We start from the raw sequence: 16,163 nt of genomic DNA on the forward strand, positions 1-16,163 counted from the left end.
CTTAACGTCCGAGCTTGGCCGAGTGTTAGTTGCCTTCAGCGAAGTCGATCTCAATGACGATCCGTCGATTCTCTTCACGCCCTTCGGGCGTTGCGTTGGAGGCCACAGGTTGCGTTTCACCGTAGCTCACCGCCTTCATCCGCCCAGCGCTGACCATGCCCGTATCTTGCATCGCTTGAACCACCGAGGACGCTCTGGCAGCCGCAAGGTCCCAATTGTCGCGATAAGCGGTGTTTGAAATCGGAACATCGTCGGTGTGACCAGAGACGGTAATTGTCGACTCCGCCCCCATTGAAACAACCGAAATCCTGTTCATAATCTCGCGCGCTTGATCGGTAATCTCGGCCTTGCCGGAAGAAAACGCCCCACCGGCGCCGACCGTCACCACCACTTTGCCGTCGCGTCGCTCCACTTCGACCAGACCTTGCTGCAATTCGCTTTGCAACGCGGCTTGCAGCTGATTTTCAGCCACGCCCGCCGCTTCTGCAGCTGCCTGCGCGTTGGCTTGCTCGGCTGCAGCGGCGGTGTCCGCTTGGCCTTGGTTTTCAGCAGCCTCTTTGGCCGCGGTCGCCAACTTCGCAAGCTCTTGCTCTAACCCACCAAAGAGCACTTCTTGGTCCGCTTGGCCTGAGGCCTGACGCGCCTCCGCAAGAGCGGTCAGAGTTTCGTCTATAAGGCTTGGCAGATCGGTTTGAGTGGTGTCTTCCGACGGGAAGTTAATGACAACATTTTCCCCCGCCATTTCGACCTGCACTTCGCCTGATTGGATAGCGTCCTGCAAAGCACTGGCCAATTCATCGCCAGACATCGCCTGACCAGCCGTCGCTTGGTCACCAGACTCGGCCTTTTCGCCGCCCTGCCCCTCAGACTGGCCATCAGTTGATTTCTCATCGCCTGCAGTGGCGTCTTGGTCCTTGGTCTTGACCTCAACCTCCGGCAATTCCTGCTCTGTCGTCTGTTGCGTCAGTTCGTTTGACACGGACGGGCTGGGTGATGGGCTGAACTCCATCGAAATCACTGTGGTGCCCTTTGGTTGTTCGACAACCGGAACAATTCTTTGGACGCCAAAGGCGTTATTCAAAGATCCCGAGATCTGTTTGAACTTTGGAGTGTTGAACTCTGCAAAGGAGAGAATAAGCACGAAGAATGCCATCAACAGCGTTGCCATATCGGCAAACGTCGCCATCCACGCCGGCGCACCAACCGGTGGACACTTCGGACAATCTTCGTCGTCGTCTTCTTCTTCGACTTCAACCGTGGCAGCCATGATAGCGCTCCTGTCTTTAGATGCGCTGATTAGGCCGCAGCGTTCAGTTTAGCTTGCAGCTTGGGCGGCAAGTTTGCGGCCATCTGATCTTGAATGTTCCGAGGACTTTCGGTGCGAGCAATCCCGCGCAGCCCTTCGATAACCATTTCTCGATATGTCACTTCATAGGCCGTGTAGTTTTCCAACTTAACGAGCATCGGCATGAACAGCACGTTCGCCAAAAAGGCGCCGTAAAGGGTGGTCAACAGTGCCACAGCCATCGCCGGGCCGATAGACTTGGGGTCACCCATATTACCAAGCATCAGGACCAACCCGATCAGCGTACCGATCATCCCCATAGCAGGAGCGATATCAATCCAAGCTTTCACGCAGCCTTGTTTGGCCTCGTGACGGGACTTCATCGCCTTAATCTCCATGGTCAATTGGCGCACAAGTTTGCCCTCATCAGCACCGTCCACCAACATCTGCAAACCCTTTTCAAAGAACTTGTCGGGCACGGCCTGACCTTCAAGCGCCATCATCCCATCTTTACGGGCAACGGCCGCGAGTTCGACCATACGCTCGATGAGAACGTCCATCTTCTTGACGGGGGGAAAGAACGCCTTTCCCATCGCGCTAAAACTACCCAAGAAGGTTGGCAGTGGTGCGGTGTACATCACCGCGAAGAACGTGCCGCCGATGACGATGTAAACGGAGGGCATGTCGATAAATGGCCCTAGAGAGCCGCCGCCCGCGAACAGGGACCAGATAATCATCGTAATCGCGCCCAATAATCCGAGAATCGAGGCCAGATCCATTCTGCGTCACCCTTTGGCTTTGTGTACGGTTAGCTTTCAATTTCCGGGCCATCTTACCCATCTTCAATAGAAAAGAAATGTAGCAAGCTGGCAAAAGTCTTGCATTTAGACAATGTTGGAGATTTCTCGCCATCGCTTTAAGCATGGCGGCTGTATGTACGGCAGATCAGGATTTATTGACGTCATCAACCGCTGCTGCAAAGATGAACCTTAGAGAAGAGGCGAAATGACATCACCCCGAGCTATCTTAGCCGTTGTGGCAACACTTGCTTCAGCTTCGCAACCGGCGATGTCACAGTCTACTTTCTACGCGCGAGATAACTTTGTACAGGACCTTTCGCGCGGTCTGGAGTGGATGCGTTGTTCGGTTGGGCAACGCTGGTCTTTGGAGAGCGAGACTTGCACTGGTAAGGCGTTGCAATTGAACCACGACGAGATTGCGCAAGTCATTCCTCAAGCGAACGAGCAACTTGGCCCGGGATGGCGTTTGCCAAATACTGAGGAACTCGAGTCTTTGCTTTGCGACGAATGCGGGCCACCCAAGATAGATCCCGAACTCTTCCCACAAACCGAAGCAATGCCTTACTGGACGGGCGAAAAGAACTTCAACTCCCGAAAGAACTATTGGAGTGTAAACTTCAGAACTGGCTTTAGGTATGGTCGATTCTTTCCGTACCAACAGCAAATGGTGCGGCTGGTGCGTGACAGAACCGCTGCTGAAGCGATTAAAGATTGATCTCTGTCGCAGACCTTTTGAATGTGATGCTTGACCATGGAGCGCGATAGATCATCATGCGGCGATGCAGGGCTTGGCCAATGATTGAGGAAATGCCATGACCGGGTCCCGTGATCTGGTTCCCGTTCCCAAGGGGGAGTTGGTGCCGGTAAAATCTGGGGATCTTGGGCTGGTCAAGCGTGCGACCGGGCACGGGGACCCTTTGAAACTGGTCCCTGAAACCCTTCGGCTGCACGACCGGGAAGAAGTTCGTAATTTTCTGCCCGACATTTTGGGGCGGGCCCTTGCCCGGGTGTGGATCGACACACCCTTTTCCGAGCATTTTTCGAGAAACCCAAAAGACTGCCTTGAGGCGGCCGGTGTGTTCTTGCCTGACAATGTGTCAATCGAGTTTTCGAAAGGTGCACAAGATCGGCCGAAAATCATAGTGTTTGAGCAGCAGCCAGGATCAAAGTTCAAACTGCGGGTGTTCTATCTGCAACTTGTAATGATGGCGGGCAAATGAGGCTTGGCTGGCTCGCGATCTGTGGGGTCTTCGTTGCGTCAGACTTGGCAGCGCAGGACGAAGTCTCGGTGCCTGCGGAACCCTTGATGGCGTCGGAAGCCGAGCTTTCAGAAGATGGCGATGACGCTGCCTTTAAAGTGGCTGTACAGGCGGTTCGTGACAAACAATTTCGGCATGCGGTGGATCTTTTCCTGCCACTCGCCGAAAGCGGTGCAAGCGATGCGCAGTTCAATCTGGCCTACCTTCTTCATCTTGGTCTTGGTCGCCCACAAAACTATGGTGATGCTTATTTTTGGGCTTCGCTGTCGGCGCTTGGCGGTGAAGAACGGGCTGTCGATCTGGTGGATGATTTACAAGGACTCCTGCCCGATAAGGAGCGTGAGGTTGTTGTAAAGAATTTGCAGGAGCGCCTGACCCAGCAGATTGAGAAGGGCGATGACAGCGCGCCCGAGAAACTGGCGCGTCTCTATGCAGACTTCGCAGTCAAGCCAGATATGGAAAGTTCCTTTATCTGGTTTTCCATTTGTCATGCGCTTGGAAAGCCCGACTGTGAAGACGGCATGGCCCGCGCCATGGAAGACATGCCGCCCGAGACAATTGTGAAGGTTCAGGCCAAGGCAGCAGAAGTTTTTGCAACTTCGGCTTTTGCGAAGCCCTAGGCCTCTAGTTTGGCCTTCAGATAGGCACCAAATTCGACCATCGTAGTCAGACGCAGATCAAGATCCGCAATCGCCTTATCATGTTGAGAGATCAACTGGGTGACTGCTTTAGCAATTTCTGGATCAATGGCTTGCGATGAAGGCGCCTGTGCAACTGACGATAACAAAAGGCGAATATCGTCCTCAACGCTCATCAGCGTTGTGACGTCAGAAAGGTTACCATCGAGACGCGAAATAGCGGCAGAAAGCTTTGAGAGAACCTCTACCAACGGCAGGGAGTTCTCTGTCTCGCCCGATGTCATTACTTACGCATCTCGAGGTAATTCTCGAATAACTTATCCGAGATCTGATCCAAGTCGATCGGATAGGTGCCGTTGGCGATGGCTTCTTTGATACGCCCCACCGCCTCGATATCGAGCGGGGGCTTCTCGGCCATATCCTTCACTTGCGCCTTCGAGGACAAGATACTTACGTCTGACGACCCCGACACCTGTTGTGTGACGGGAGCATCAATGGTCTTCCGCTTGGCTTGAGCACGCGCGTCCAAAGACGTTTGGCTTAGGCTTTGCTGCACTGAGGTCTTGATAACATCAACCATGGCAACCTCCTTCTTACTACACCTAACGACGCAGTATCAGTTCATGTTAGCTATGACGGAGATTTTATTTTCGCCCGAGACAAGACCCTGTAATAGCTTGTTCGAACTCGCATTTCTGACCGAGATGATATCACCGATCGCACCATTTTCAAGCGCAATTCCAGAAGATGCGACCGTAATGCTTCCAAGATCGGTTTCGATTGCGATCCGCTGACCTTCCTCGATAGCCCAATCAGGTTGCAAATGGCGGTCGCGCACCGGAACCCCGTTGCCAACATTTGATGTCAACCTGCGCCCAACAAGCGCGGCGGGATCCGAAAAATAGCCATGAGCTGGCGCTCGGTCGAATTGGGCAAGTTCCAGCATATCTGCTGTGATCAGCTGACCTTTGCGGGCTGACTGGCGCAAGACGACGGCCTGCGTCATGTCACCGGGGGAGGAGTCTTCTCCCGATCCAGCGGTATCCGTCCACACCTGTCCTTGGGTGCGCAGGATGATAGACCACGGGGTTGGGGCCGAGCAGCTTACCTCAAGCGTATCCCAGCGATCGGCAATGCGCGGGCTAACGCGCAACTCCGTGTCGCATGGATAATATCGCCGCTCCTCGGTGATGAGCAGTGATGCGGCAACGCCTGCCTCATTTAAGGCCTTCTCAACTTGCTTGGCCACATCCGCGCCCGTCAAAGCCGGACCAGTCGCCCCGACCAAGCTTGGCGACGACACACAGAGCAGCAGACTGATCGCTTTGCCCAAGCCCTGCCTCATGGCACGCCCTCCATGAAGCGCACCGGCACGCCTTGCAGATGGCGCGGATTGGCCAGAGGGTCAATTGTGGCCAAGATGGCGCGATTGCCCTGCAGTTCTGTGATGCTGAACAGCAGATAGGCCTGATCGCCACGATCGGTATAGGCCAACATGTTTTTGGTGAGCCCGTCTTGCGAGCCAATCGGAATGCTCAGCTTGCCAACGGCATAGTCCAATGTCGCTGCCAGCGGCTCACACCGATAGGCGCCGAGCAAACCGTCAAGCTCAGCCGCCACGCCTTCCAAAAGCGCCGCGGCCAACTTATGGCGGTCTTTTCGGAGCATCTGATTGAGTGCCCTGATCGGCAGGGCGGTGCCGATTGGCACGCGCCTTTCGATGCGCGTTTGGGCCTTTACCTGCAGCGAGGCCGCATCCATCAAGCGCACAGAAAGTGCCATCACCACACTTTTGCCCGCATGATCCCCACCAACCATGGTAAGGGAAAGCTCTGAGGTGATCGACAGACCAACGGCTATGTTTGGGGCGGCGACCCTCGTCCGACGCTGCGTCAAGGCTGCGTAATTCATATCCAGCGCCACCGTCGACAGCGCGCCGACCGCAGGACCTGTGTCCTTGGATTGGGTCAGTTTGGCATTGCGGGACCGCGCAAGCGCATCCTGCACGCCATCTGCCAAATCCGCGCCGAAATCTTGTAGCCAGACAGGTGCGCCAATGTCGACCGAAACAACTGGGCGATACAACGTGGCCATGATCGCGGACCGCTTGGCGCAAAGATCGGTCGCAACCGGCTCTCCTACGAAGGCCTCAACCTTGACCCTATAGTAATCCCCGCTCTTGCCTTCCGACAGGATCGAATAGCCCAGGATCCGAGATGACGGGCGCACGACCAGCTGGTCAGCGGTCAGGATCGAGCTTGCGCTGGCGGCGAAGCCATTCACGTCTACGCCGGCCGTCAGCGCGGCCTCGATCAACGCTTCTTGTAGGGCACGGCGTCGCGTGACGTCGGCCCCTAGACCTGTCTCGACTGCCTGCCCAGTGGCCTGCACGCGGCGCACGTCTGATTGCGCTGGCAAGGCAGCGGCAAAGACGACCGACCAGACAAGAAACAGAGACCATACCCTCATGACACAGGTCAGATCCCCGACCGCCGCGCGATGCGCAGCATATGGGCGATCATCGCGTGGTCGACCTCTAGGACAACCTCGTAGACGTCAGAGGATTGTGGCTCGATGCGGATCGTACGGGCCCCCCGGATGACGCCTGAAACTGTGGCCCGCAAGGTGTCAGACTGAACGACGGCCTCTGCCATGGTCGTCCGGCTGTCGACCTGCAAACCATGGATCTGTTCCGCCAAAGCGCGCATTGCATCCATGCGGGCGGCGCGGATTGCCATGAGGCTCTTGTGCGCAGTATTGCGGCCTGGTTGCACCGAAACCACCGCATAACCGATGCCCTGCAGAGGCGGCGCCTTGGACGCGGCGGCCGAAGACGGCGGGTTCATCTTATCCAGCGCCGTCTTGGTCGCAGCCAATTGCTGGGCCGCGGTAGGAGACGCCGACCCTGAGGTCGAGGCGGAAGGTGCCACGCACCCAGACATGAGCATCAGGCCAACAGCCACAGCAATCAGACGCTTTTTGGTCAAAGGATCAACTCCTGTATTCTGGGGGCTGTGGGACAGATGCCACCCAAATTCCTCGCTCTGTCATTGCAGGATTTGTGCCAGATCGCCGATCCGCGCGCTGAATCACGCTTGGCATGTTTCTTGCTTCATATACCGCAGTCGCATTTCAACGGCGTCAAAAAAGCCTGCGTTTCAAGCCAACGATGGAACGGAACGCTAAACTGACGTCGTGAAAGCTTCAAGAGTTTGAAAATTGACAGCCTGGGGGTGTCATGGAATTGACGGGGCTTCTGAATCGGATTGGTGATCTGCGAGGCTCATTGCAGAGCTTTGCATTGCCTATTGGCATCCTGGCGTTGATCGCCATGATGGTCATGCCGCTGCCGTCGCTTTTGATCGACACTTTTTTTGTGTTCAATATCCTACTGTCACTGTTGATCTTGATGGTGGCGATGAATGCGAAGCGGCCGCTTGATTTCTCGTCCTTTCCCAACCTTCTTCTCCTCGCCACGATCCTTCGACTGGCGCTTAACGTGGCATCGACCCGGATCATCTTGGCCGAGGGCCACAACGGTCCAGACGCCGCAGGGCATATCATCAAGGCTTTTGGCGATTTTGTCGTGTCGGGCAATTATGTCGTGGGTGTTTTTGTCTTTATCATCTTGGTGATTATCAATCTTGTCGTGATTACCAAAGGTTCAGGACGTGTGTCCGAAGTGTCGGCGCGCTTCACGCTCGATGCGATGCCCGGCAAGCAGATGGCAATTGATGCCGACTTGAACGCCGGAATCTTGACACCAGAAGAAGCGACCGCCCGGCGCAGAGAGATCGGCGAAGAGGCCGAATTCTATGGATCGATGGACGGGGCCTCGAAGTTCGTCAAGGGCGACGCGATCGCCGGCATTCTGATCCTTGTTATCAACGTGATTGGTGGCCTGATTATTGGCACGCTCCAACACGACCTGTCTATTGCTGACGCTGCAGAGATCTACATCCTCCTGGCGATCGGCGACGGTCTTGTTGCACAAATCCCCTCGCTCTTGCTGTCGATCGCAACCGCCATCATCGTGACGCGTGTTTCCTCGGCCAAAGACATGGCTGGGCACATTGGTGACCAAGTCGGCTTGTCGCGGGCTTGGATCCCGACAGCAGCTGTTGTGCTGATCATCGGCCTTGTCCCCGGCATGCCGAACGGGCTGTTCGTGCTGTTCGCCGGAGGCGCCGCTGCCATCGCCTATTTCTTGTATCGTAAGGAACAAGAGGCGACCGAAGACTCTGAGCAAGAACCGGAACCAGAAGCCCGCAACAATCCCGACGTTATCACACTTGAGGACGTCACGGACTATTCCCCAATCTCTGTGCAATTGGGCTATGGGCTTATTCCCTTGGTCGACGAAGACCGGGGTGGCCAGCTGACAAAGCGCATCACCTCAATTCGCCGCGATATCTCACGCTCCATGGGCTTTGTGGTGCCCGGCGTGCGGATCCGCGATGATCTTGCGCTGCGACCCAATCAGTATCGCATTCGCATTGGCCAAACCATCGTTGGGGACGACGAGGTGTATCCGGATCGCAAACTGGCCATTCCAGACAGCAAATCCGTCGTAAAGATTGACGGCATCGAGGCAAAGGATCCGTCCTTTGGTGTTGACGCTGTCTGGATCCGCCCGAACCAACAAGCACAGGCCGAGGCGCTGCATTATGTGGTCATTGAACCCACCAGCGTAATTGCGACGCATCTCAGCCAGATACTGCTGAAACACGCGGCAGACCTTGTTGGTCAAGATGACGTTCAATTCATCTTGGACAATCTGGCCAAATCTTTCCCGCAACTGGTTCAATCAGTGCTGCCAAAGATCATCTCCTTGCCCGTGATGACCGAGATTTTGCGCACCCTATTGTCAGATGGGGTTCCCATTTCTGACATGCGTCGGATCTTGGAGGGATTGGGTGGCTCGGCCGGCCGCGGGAAGTCGCCTGCCGACATGGCAGAAGCGTTGCGCCCTGCCCTTGCACCGCTGCTGATTCAAAAGGTTACAGCACTTGGCCAAACGATGCCCGTCATCACACTGGCCCCAGAGTTGGAGCAGCTTATGCTGCGGACCTTGCGGCAAGCTGGTGACGACGGGCTGATGCTGGACAACAAACTTGCTGAAACATTGATCCGCACGATCAACGAGACTTCCGAACAGCTTGCAGCCCAAGGACGTCCAGCGATCTGCGTTGTAGCGCCCCAAATTCGAAGGGCATTTTCCAACTTTGTGAAACCCCATGTACCACAGCTGATCATCTTGGGTTTCACCGAATTGCCAGAAAACAGGCATGTCGAAGTGGTTGCATCGATCGGGTCAACCGAAGGTCTCGTCTCACCAACGCCGCAGAAAGTGTGAGGTAAACACAAATGCCAACGATTACTGTCACTGCACCAGATAGCGCTCTTGCGATGGATGAAATCATGCGCCGCCTTGGTGACGGGGCCTTCATCCTTTCAACCAGAAGCCAAGATGGACAGATCATCATTCGCGCCACGAATGACCCCATTCCGGCAAAAGCCGAAAAAGCTGAGAAGGCCGAAAAACCAACCTTTGGTGAGTTGTTTTCCAAAGTTGGGAATCCTGAGGAACACTTCGTCCTGAACCGTGCGCGTGAGAACTCATCGCAGCCTGTTGCAACAAGAAAACCACTCGTCGCAGTGCCGAACGCCCAAGCGGGTGCGCACAATGACCTTTCTGACACGCATGCCGCAAGCTTTCCTGCGGGCGAAGACGACGCGCGGAAGCCGGATCCAGACGCACCAGCAATCTCTGAGACACATGCAGATGTTTCCAGCTTGGAATTCTTGGAAAGCCTCTTTGACAGAATTCGGGAATTTGATTCAGTGCGCGAAGCGCGAAACAGTGATTTGCGCCGTCGGCTGGAACGCGCGGTCTCGGGCGTGGACGCGGCCCGTGCCGCAGCGGATTTTGCAGAAGCCGAAGCAAGGGCTTTGGAGGCTGTCCGCGACAAACAAAAGGCAGACCTGCAAGAGATGAAAGCGGCGCTGGTTGCAGCGCAGCAAGAAAACCGCCGGGCCTCAGAAGAAGATGCGCTTTTGGCAATCGGATTTAGCGCCGATCTTGTCGGACGATTGACGGCTGCCGAGTCTGGCAATCGGCATCTTGATTTTGCATCTGGCCTCGCGCGCGAAATTGTTGCGGCTCAGTCCCAACTGTCTGATATCGTGCAAGGCAGTGGTTTGGTGGTCGTGGGTCCCAGTGGCTCCGGAAAAAGTCATTTGGCCGCGAAGTTTGCAGCCCTTATGCAAGCGAAGTTTCCAGATCAACGCGTCAAACTGGTTTCAGTGCCTTATCAGTTCGAGAACATAACCCTATCCAGCCTCGCCCGGCAAATTGGCATTGAACACTCCTATTTGGAGGTTGAGGATCTCTCAGATCTGTCCAAGTTCGGCCCCGATGTCCGTCTGGTGTTCGACATCAATCTCCCACGCGAGACCCTTAGCCAGTTGAAATTTGAACACCACAATCATGAGCCACTGCCGATGATCGTCGCCATGCCCGCGGGCCAAAGCGCCGGAAGAATTCGACAAACACTTGCGCATTACCAGACAATCGCGTCACAAATTGTCTTGACCAAACTTGATGAATACGAATGCGATGCTGCAGAGCTTTGTGCCTATGCGGCCTCCCCTTTACCGGTTGGTTGGCTCTCTGGCACACAAGACATTGAGGGCACACTGAAAGAGGCAAGTGTCGAAGTGTTTCGAGACTACATCATCGAAATGCTTGGGGAACCGGAAGTGACTGAGGTGACTGAGGTGACAGTGCCGATGGCAGCAGAATAGGACAACCAATGCCACAAACCATAACGATAGCGAGCGGAAAAGGTGGGGTCGGCAAAACCTCAATTGCAGTAAATTTAGCCCTGATGCTGCAAAGTCTTGGAAATCGAACAACGCTGATGGATGTCGATTTTGGCCTCGCAAACGCCCATATTATGCTGGGCGTCAACGCGACCAAGTCTCTGAGTGATGTCATCAACCATGGGAAATCCATAGAAGAGACACTTGAAGATGGCCCGAATGGATTGCGGCTGTTGGCAGGTGGCAGTGGCACGATCGACCTCCTCAACATTTCACAAAACGACCGTCTGGAATTGATCCGCAAAACAGATGCGCTGGCAGCGAGTACTGATTTTCTTGTGATAGATGCCCCCGCTGGCGCGGGCGACAACACACTTGATTTCATCGCGGCTTCGGATCGCGTTGTCGTCGTCATCGTCGCGGAACCAACATCTTTCCTGGATGCTTACGCGCTTATCAAAGCAGCTCATTTGGAACGAGAGTTGCATCGCTTCTCAATCGTGGTGAACATGGAGACCATCGCAATGGAAGCGCAGAAACATTTCGAGAAGTTTCGAGACATTGCAATGCGCTTCTTGGACGTAGAACTGACGTTCCTAGGTCATGTTCCAAATTCCCAAAGGATGCGTCGCGCTGTTTCTGAACGCAAACCTGTTCTTCTCTCGACGACCAATCGACAGTCATCAGAATTCATGGCGTTTCACGACATATCGCAGAGACTTCTGGCTGCTCCAATGAACAAAAGCGGGGGAATTCGATTCTTTGGAGGTGCTCCAAGCACTGAGAGAAAGGAATGAAACACTATGAACACGCATTATAGCGAAGTCAGACCTTCTCCACGCAGCCTGATTGAGGCTGAGCTTGGTCAAGTTCGCCGCATTGCCCACTTCTACCACGGGCGCGTCAGTGGCGTCATCGAAGTCGACGATCTCATTCAAGTGGGCAATCTTGGTCTCATTGATGCGGCCCAACGATACGTTCAGAAAGACGGCGTCACTTTCGCGGCATATGCGGGCATTCGCATTCGGGGCGCCATCGTTGACCATTTGAGGCGGGCGTCAAATCTATGCCGCACGACGATTGCGATGCGACAGAAAGTGAAGCGGGTCGCGGATAAACTGGAACAGAAGCTTCAGCGAGCACCCAGTTCTATGGAGATCGCGGACGAAGCTGGCATAAGTGTGGGCGAATACGAAGAGTGGCGCGTTGCCTTTCAGGCAAACACACACAACTCGATCGATGAAGTGATGGACGACTTCTCGATCTGGTTTCATTCCTCTGATGACAATCCCGAAGCCCACCTGGCAAAGGTTGAGATAAAGGCGGCACTCAGACTAGCTTTGAATGACCTGAGCCAGAAGGAAGCCCTGGTCGTCCAGCTCTATTATGTCGAAGAATTGAACGTCTATGAGATTGCTGAAATTCTGAATGTTACAACGGGCCGAGTGTCGCAGATCAAGAAGGGCGCCATAATGCGGTTGAGAGACCGTCTGGCAAATCTGACCGGTGACGACCATCGTGACTGACGGCAAGAAAGATAGACCCGCACTCGAGAAGATCTCGCACCTGCAGATGTTCGTGCAGAGCGCTGAACTTCGTATTGTGGGCGTATCACCGCGGGTCTCTTTGGAAGTCTCATGTCAACTGTCAAACATTGCGCGCGGGACGTGTAACCTGTCGCTTCGCGCCGTTGACATCGCACCAAAGCATGTTCTGGGGCACATTCAGGTTCCCATTAATCGACCCGTGATGAATGGGGATCTCCTGATTACTCAGCATGTCTTTGATCTGATGCATTCAGAGTTGCGTCACACAGCCAGTCGGCCGGCCAGCATCGTTTTGGCATTGAAAGAAGAAATCGCCGTAACCACTCTTGGTGATCTTTGGCTGGAAACGACGACACAACTGACTGTGATCGATTTATCCATAATTCTCCCATTGGCCTGAACAAGCGAAAGGGCCACAATCCTAAGATTGTGACCCTTCTGCGAAACCGCCGTCAGCTCCCTTATAGACCACCGTCTAAGATCAACGCTGTGTGAGCTTTTCAATCATATCGGAGTTGGTCTGAAGAATACGGGCTGCGCCGGAGAATTGCTGTTGGGCACGGATCATTCCTGTCATCTCAACCGTCATATCAACGTTAGATGTTTCAAGTGCCCCGCTTTGCACCTGACCGTAGCCATCAGCCCCGCCAATTCCATAGGCCGGATCGCCCGAGTTAACAGTGGGCTCAAACCGTGCGAGGCCCATCGGTCTCATGGCTAATGGATTGGCAAAGTTTGCAAGACCAATTTGCCCAAGCCGCTTCACAGTTTGGCCATAGGTCCCGTAAATGGAACCATCTTTGTTGATCTCAAGGGCTGACAGTTTCGACCCTTCATCTTCAAACTTCACATTAAGCTTGGTCAGAGCTGCAGGTGTTAGGGCTGCTCCTTCGCCCAAATCAGCAGGGAACCCCATCACATAGGATCCATCTGTCGAGCGAAGATCGCCATCCGCGTCCAGGGAGAACTCGCCATTCCGCGTGAACGTCCGGCGATCACTTATGGCTCCGTCCGTGGTCGGCGGCGCAGTGACGAAAAGACCGCTGCCTGACAAAGCGAGATTCAGGACCCCATCACGGTTCACAAGGTTGCCTTGGGACATGCTACGTCGGGTGGATTCCACGGCACTACCAAGCCCCGTTGAAAGGCGCTGAACTGACTCTGCTGACGCCGATCCATAGAGATCCGAAAAACTGACGTTGCTGCGCTGGAAGGCCGTGGATCCAGCGTTCGCAATGTTGTTCGATATTACCGCCAGTTCGTGCATTGCGGTCGCCATGCCTGATCGAATGGTTCCGTACATGTGTTGGCTCCTTGGACCAATGGATTTGATGGCTATCCGCAAGAAGCGTGCCAACGTTCACGAGCACGGCAATGCGGGAAGAAAAGAGGTTCTATTTCAAATCAGAACACCATTTGAACCGAGCCATAACCAAGAGATTATCTGGACAGCGCTTCACCGATACTCTTGGCACGATCGGTCGGTGCAAGGTTACTTCTGAGGGCGCGCCTTCTTTTCATTCGCAGTGCCGCCAGGTTTTTGTTCGCTGCGCGGTTTCTTGGCGCCAACTGCAGAAATAGGTGGGGGTAGCTCATGTGTGCTTGGCTCCTCAACAATCTCTGCCTTGCCCGCAGCCACCAGCCGCCCCGCGTCTTCCACTTTCACAGCAATCATCGAGCCTTCAAAAAACACCATCCCATTGACTTCTGCCTCGACCACAATTCGCACTCTTTGCCAAGATTTTTGCTCCACATCGAGCGACTCCACAGCGACAGAGTCATCTTTAGCTGGCGCGCTTGGATCCGCGACGGGCTGCACTGACCTCAAGGCCAGCAGCTTGAGCTTCTGGGACCCTTCCGGGTTCGTCTGCATAAAACTCTGCACGTCAGGGCCTGGCTGCCCCTTGCGCAAGGCTTCAAGGCGCCGACGCAGAATCCATGTTTGAGCGGACAAATTTGCAAGCCGTCCCTCTTCCGTTTTCTGGGTTTCAAAAACTGTCTTCAATTGCACAAGCGCATCTGAAAGGGACAGTCGCCCCAACGCAGATAATGTCTTTTCGCGCGCGCGTTCCAACTTAGGGCTAAGCTTTGGATCAGCGGGCGATCCGGTTGCGCGGCGCGCGGTTTCGCGGCCCTTGGAAGTGGGTAACATCTTTTTTCGCTCCTTGTCATCAAGTTGGCACTGCGCTTGCAAATTCCGATCCAACTCGACCGCAGAACATCATCAAGCGCAACCCGATAGAAGACAAACATGGACAGCATCTCCGCCTCTTTGAACGTTCATGCGCAAGCCCTCGGGCTTCGCAATAAGCGAAATGAGATTCTGGCGTCGAACATCGCAAACGCGGCAACGCCGCATTTTAAAGCTCGTGACTTCAACTTCGCGCAAGAGCTGGACAAGCGAATGGCTAGTGGTGATCCACTTCGCACAACTGATGCGCGCCACATTCCCCAGGTCGGCGGGGCTGGGGCAACTGATCTTAAATTTCGTGTTCCGACCGAGCCTTCGCTGGATGGCAATACTGTCGAACTGGCTGTCGAGCAGGTGCAGTTCTCGGAGAACGTTATTCGGTACCAAACATCTCTCGGTTTTCTGAACCGTAGGATCAGCGGCCTAGAATCCGCTATCAAGGGAGAGTAAAAATTGGATAAGGTCAATTCGGTCTTTGACGTAGCATCCCGGGCAATGTCGGCGCAGATGACGCGCCTAAATACCATCGCTTCGAACCTAGCGAATGCTAACACCGTCGCCTCATCGTCCGCTGAGGCCTACAAAGCCCTTCGCCCCGTATTTGCGGCGCAGTTCTCGGAAAAGGTCAACAAGTCAGGCCTTGCGACCGTTGGAATTGAAGGCATTGTCGCGCTCGATCGCGAGCCCGGCAAAACATACGCGCCTGACCATCCAAAAGCCGATGAACAAGGTTACATCTATCGCGCCGCGGTAGATACCGATGAAGAGATGGTCGAGATGCTCGAAGCATCCCGCCATTATCAAAACAATCTCGAAGTCCTGTCGACGCTACGTACGCTGATGATGCGCACGATCAGCATGGGCCGCTAATCCGAAAAGGATCCACTACTATGGCGACAATTGACTCCAACAACGCAGCGCAACAGGCACTGTTCGAAAAACTGGGGATTTCCACGACATCGGGCAGCAAACCGAACGCAAAGCTTGGAAACCGAAATCTCGGTCAGGACGAGTTTCTGAAATTGATGACCACGCAGCTCCAGAACCAAGATCCATTTGCGCCTATGGAGAACGGCGATTTTATCGCTCAAATGGCACAGTTCTCAAGCGTGACCGGGATCCGCGAGATATCTACCGGAATTACCGCGCTCGCAGATGAAATGAAGAAGATGCGGGTTGCGACAGCGTCTAATCTTCTTGGTCATTCAGTACTGGTGCCCGGCACAACGGCACGTCCGGATGACAAAGGTGAGATCCATGGTGTGATCGATCTACCCGCTGCCTCGAGCACAACACGCATATCTTTCTCTGACAAAGTGACTGGCGAGTTGCTGCACGAAGTCGATCTTGGGAGCCAGCCATCCGGCCTTGTTGGGTTCAGTTGGGCGACAATTCCGCCCGAAGTACTTGCTAAAGGCAACCCCATTCAACTGGAAGTAACGGCCAACACAGGCGGTGGACAGCAAGTCTTGCAACCCTCTGTTTTTGCGAAGGTTCTGGCGACTTCAGCTGTCGCAGACAGAACCAATGACATCATGCTCGACGTTCAAGATTACGGCGAGATCGCCACAAGCAACATCACCAAGTTCCGCTGATCCTCGCACCGAAAGGCAAAACT

20 protein-coding genes are annotated in these 16,163 nt (G+C 54.6%); 11 read left to right on the plus strand and 9 right to left on the minus strand.

All coding sequences use genetic code 11. The annotated features are described in order from the left end of the window. Nucleotides 1-25: 25 nt before the first annotated feature. A complete protein-coding gene (locus tag AC72UB_RS04785) occupies nt 26-1,267 on the minus strand; it encodes an OmpA family protein (RefSeq protein ID WP_505188754.1) in 1,242 nt (413 codons plus the stop codon). 29 nt (nt 1,268-1,296) lie between these two features. Then, nucleotides 1,297-2,064 (minus strand): motility protein A, encoded by a 768-nt coding sequence (locus tag AC72UB_RS04790; RefSeq protein WP_505188755.1) that lies wholly within the window; start codon nt 2,062-2,064, stop codon nt 1,297-1,299. 256 nt (nt 2,065-2,320) lie between these two features. On the opposite strand from AC72UB_RS04790, the gene AC72UB_RS04795 reads away from it, so the two are divergent. From AC72UB_RS04795 to AC72UB_RS04805, 3 genes are all read left to right on the plus strand, one after another. Next, nucleotides 2,321-2,800: an Lcl C-terminal domain-containing protein gene (locus tag AC72UB_RS04795; RefSeq protein ID WP_505188756.1), complete on the plus strand. Its 480-nt coding sequence runs from the start codon at nt 2,321-2,323 to the stop codon at nt 2,798-2,800. 97 nt (nt 2,801-2,897) lie between these two features. Continuing rightward, nucleotides 2,898-3,305, plus strand: coding sequence for a hypothetical protein (locus AC72UB_RS04800; RefSeq protein ID WP_505188757.1), 408 nt, complete (start codon nt 2,898-2,900; stop codon nt 3,303-3,305). Nucleotides 3,306-3,349: 44 nt separating this feature from the next. Further along, nucleotides 3,350-3,964: an SEL1-like repeat protein gene (locus tag AC72UB_RS04805; RefSeq protein ID WP_505188758.1), complete on the plus strand. Its 615-nt coding sequence runs from the start codon at nt 3,350-3,352 to the stop codon at nt 3,962-3,964. On the opposite strand, the gene AC72UB_RS04810 is transcribed toward AC72UB_RS04805, so the two are convergent. Genes AC72UB_RS04810 through AC72UB_RS04830 form a run of 5 tightly spaced genes read right to left on the minus strand, consistent with a single transcriptional unit; the run spans nt 3,961 to nt 6,969 of the window. Next, the gene (locus AC72UB_RS04810) at nt 3,961-4,266 is read right to left on the minus strand and encodes a hypothetical protein (RefSeq protein ID WP_505188759.1); all 306 of its coding nucleotides are present in this window, start codon (nt 4,264-4,266) and stop codon (nt 3,961-3,963) included. The two genes, AC72UB_RS04805 and AC72UB_RS04810, sit on opposite strands and share 4 nt — an antisense overlap. Then, on the minus strand, nt 4,266-4,562 hold the full coding sequence (flgM, locus tag AC72UB_RS04815) for a flagellar biosynthesis anti-sigma factor FlgM (RefSeq protein WP_505188760.1): 297 nt from the start codon (nt 4,560-4,562) through the stop codon (nt 4,266-4,268). The genes AC72UB_RS04810 and flgM overlap by 1 nt, the downstream gene beginning before the upstream one ends. A gap of 36 nt (nt 4,563-4,598) precedes the next feature. Then, nucleotides 4,599-5,327 carry a flagellar basal body P-ring formation chaperone FlgA gene (gene flgA, locus AC72UB_RS04820; protein WP_505188761.1) on the minus strand — a complete coding sequence of 243 codons (729 nt, stop codon included), beginning with the start codon at nt 5,325-5,327 and terminating at the stop codon, nt 4,599-4,601. Beyond that, nucleotides 5,324-6,451, minus strand: a complete 1,128-nt coding sequence (locus AC72UB_RS04825; protein ID WP_505188762.1) for a flagellar assembly protein T N-terminal domain-containing protein — start codon at nt 6,449-6,451, stop codon at nt 5,324-5,326. The genes flgA and AC72UB_RS04825 overlap by 4 nt, the downstream gene beginning before the upstream one ends. An 8-nt stretch (nt 6,452-6,459) precedes the next feature. Then, nucleotides 6,460-6,969 carry an LPP20 family lipoprotein gene (locus AC72UB_RS04830; protein ID WP_463288981.1) on the minus strand — a complete coding sequence of 170 codons (510 nt, stop codon included), beginning with the start codon at nt 6,967-6,969 and terminating at the stop codon, nt 6,460-6,462. 251 nt (nt 6,970-7,220) lie between these two features. Here AC72UB_RS04830 and flhA point away from each other — a divergent pair, with 251 nt between their 5' ends. The 5 genes from flhA to AC72UB_RS04855 are packed head-to-tail and all read left to right on the plus strand — an operon-like array spanning nt 7,221 to nt 12,754. Next, nucleotides 7,221-9,338: a flagellar biosynthesis protein FlhA gene (gene flhA, locus AC72UB_RS04835; RefSeq protein ID WP_505188763.1), complete on the plus strand. Its 2,118-nt coding sequence runs from the start codon at nt 7,221-7,223 to the stop codon at nt 9,336-9,338. Between the two features lie 53 nt (nt 9,339-9,391). Beyond that, nucleotides 9,392-10,789: a hypothetical protein gene (locus AC72UB_RS04840; RefSeq protein ID WP_505188764.1), complete on the plus strand. Its 1,398-nt coding sequence runs from the start codon at nt 9,392-9,394 to the stop codon at nt 10,787-10,789. An 8-nt stretch (nt 10,790-10,797) separates the two neighbouring features. Then, complete coding sequence (locus AC72UB_RS04845; protein WP_505188765.1) at nt 10,798-11,604, plus strand: MinD/ParA family protein; 807 nt, start codon at nt 10,798-10,800, stop codon at nt 11,602-11,604. Nucleotides 11,605-11,610: 6 nt separating this feature from the next. Continuing rightward, the gene (locus tag AC72UB_RS04850; protein WP_505188766.1) at nt 11,611-12,333 is read left to right on the plus strand and encodes a sigma-70 family RNA polymerase sigma factor; all 723 of its coding nucleotides are present in this window, start codon (nt 11,611-11,613) and stop codon (nt 12,331-12,333) included. Next, a complete protein-coding gene (locus tag AC72UB_RS04855; RefSeq protein WP_463288976.1) occupies nt 12,314-12,754 on the plus strand; it encodes a hypothetical protein in 441 nt (146 codons plus the stop codon). The genes AC72UB_RS04850 and AC72UB_RS04855 overlap by 20 nt, the downstream gene beginning before the upstream one ends. A gap of 81 nt (nt 12,755-12,835) precedes the next feature. On the opposite strand, the gene AC72UB_RS04860 is transcribed toward AC72UB_RS04855, so the two are convergent. Both AC72UB_RS04860 and AC72UB_RS04865 read right to left on the minus strand, forming a co-directional pair. Further along, nucleotides 12,836-13,657 (minus strand): flagellar hook basal-body protein, encoded by an 822-nt coding sequence (locus tag AC72UB_RS04860; RefSeq protein ID WP_505188767.1) that lies wholly within the window; start codon nt 13,655-13,657, stop codon nt 12,836-12,838. A 189-nt stretch (nt 13,658-13,846) separates the two neighbouring features. Next, nucleotides 13,847-14,560, minus strand: a complete 714-nt coding sequence (locus AC72UB_RS04865) for a hypothetical protein (protein ID WP_505188768.1) — start codon at nt 14,558-14,560, stop codon at nt 13,847-13,849. Nucleotides 14,561-14,605: 45 nt separating this feature from the next. On the opposite strand from AC72UB_RS04865, the gene flgB reads away from it, so the two are divergent. Genes flgB through AC72UB_RS04880 form a run of 3 tightly spaced genes read left to right on the plus strand, consistent with a single transcriptional unit; the run spans nt 14,606 to nt 16,140 of the window. After that, nucleotides 14,606-14,995 carry a flagellar basal body rod protein FlgB gene (gene flgB / locus AC72UB_RS04870; protein ID WP_505188769.1) on the plus strand — a complete coding sequence of 130 codons (390 nt, stop codon included), beginning with the start codon at nt 14,606-14,608 and terminating at the stop codon, nt 14,993-14,995. A 3-nt stretch (nt 14,996-14,998) separates the two neighbouring features. After that, the gene (flgC, locus tag AC72UB_RS04875; protein WP_463288972.1) at nt 14,999-15,415 is read left to right on the plus strand and encodes a flagellar basal body rod protein FlgC; all 417 of its coding nucleotides are present in this window, start codon (nt 14,999-15,001) and stop codon (nt 15,413-15,415) included. Nucleotides 15,416-15,435: 20 nt separating this feature from the next. Beyond that, nucleotides 15,436-16,140, plus strand: a complete 705-nt coding sequence (locus tag AC72UB_RS04880) for a flagellar hook assembly protein FlgD (RefSeq protein ID WP_505188770.1) — start codon at nt 15,436-15,438, stop codon at nt 16,138-16,140. Nucleotides 16,141-16,163 lie beyond the last annotated feature (23 nt).

Source organism: Allotabrizicola aquatica (SeqCode) (assembly GCF_965194375.1).
GTDB lineage: Bacteria > Pseudomonadota > Alphaproteobacteria > Rhodobacterales > Rhodobacteraceae > Tabrizicola_A > Tabrizicola_A aquatica.

Excerpts from the sequence above, each read along its gene's own strand:
- AC72UB_RS04785 (WP_505188754.1), bottom strand. The coding sequence starts at position 1,267 with ATGGCTGCCACGGTTGAAGTCGAAGAAGAAGACGACGACGAAGATTGT.
- AC72UB_RS04790 (WP_505188755.1), bottom strand. The coding sequence starts at position 2,064 with ATGGATCTGGCCTCGATTCTCGGATTATTGGGCGCGATTACGATGATT.
- AC72UB_RS04800 (WP_505188757.1), top strand. The coding sequence starts at position 2,898 with ATGACCGGGTCCCGTGATCTGGTTCCCGTTCCCAAGGGGGAGTTGGTG.
- AC72UB_RS04810 (WP_505188759.1), bottom strand. The coding sequence starts at position 4,266 with ATGACATCGGGCGAGACAGAGAACTCCCTGCCGTTGGTAGAGGTTCTC.
- flgM (WP_505188760.1), bottom strand. The coding sequence starts at position 4,562 with ATGGTTGATGTTATCAAGACCTCAGTGCAGCAAAGCCTAAGCCAAACG.
- flgA (WP_505188761.1), bottom strand. The coding sequence starts at position 5,327 with ATGAGGCAGGGCTTGGGCAAAGCGATCAGTCTGCTGCTCTGTGTGTCG.
- AC72UB_RS04825 (WP_505188762.1), bottom strand. The coding sequence starts at position 6,451 with ATGAGGGTATGGTCTCTGTTTCTTGTCTGGTCGGTCGTCTTTGCCGCT.
- flhA (WP_505188763.1), top strand. The coding sequence starts at position 7,221 with ATGGAATTGACGGGGCTTCTGAATCGGATTGGTGATCTGCGAGGCTCA.
- AC72UB_RS04840 (WP_505188764.1), top strand. The coding sequence starts at position 9,392 with ATGGATGAAATCATGCGCCGCCTTGGTGACGGGGCCTTCATCCTTTCA.
- AC72UB_RS04845 (WP_505188765.1), top strand. The coding sequence starts at position 10,798 with ATGCCACAAACCATAACGATAGCGAGCGGAAAAGGTGGGGTCGGCAAA.
- AC72UB_RS04850 (WP_505188766.1), top strand. The coding sequence starts at position 11,611 with ATGAACACGCATTATAGCGAAGTCAGACCTTCTCCACGCAGCCTGATT.
- AC72UB_RS04860 (WP_505188767.1), bottom strand. The coding sequence starts at position 13,657 with ATGTACGGAACCATTCGATCAGGCATGGCGACCGCAATGCACGAACTG.
- flgB (WP_505188769.1), top strand. The coding sequence starts at position 14,606 with ATGGACAGCATCTCCGCCTCTTTGAACGTTCATGCGCAAGCCCTCGGG.
- AC72UB_RS04880 (WP_505188770.1), top strand. The coding sequence starts at position 15,436 with ATGGCGACAATTGACTCCAACAACGCAGCGCAACAGGCACTGTTCGAA.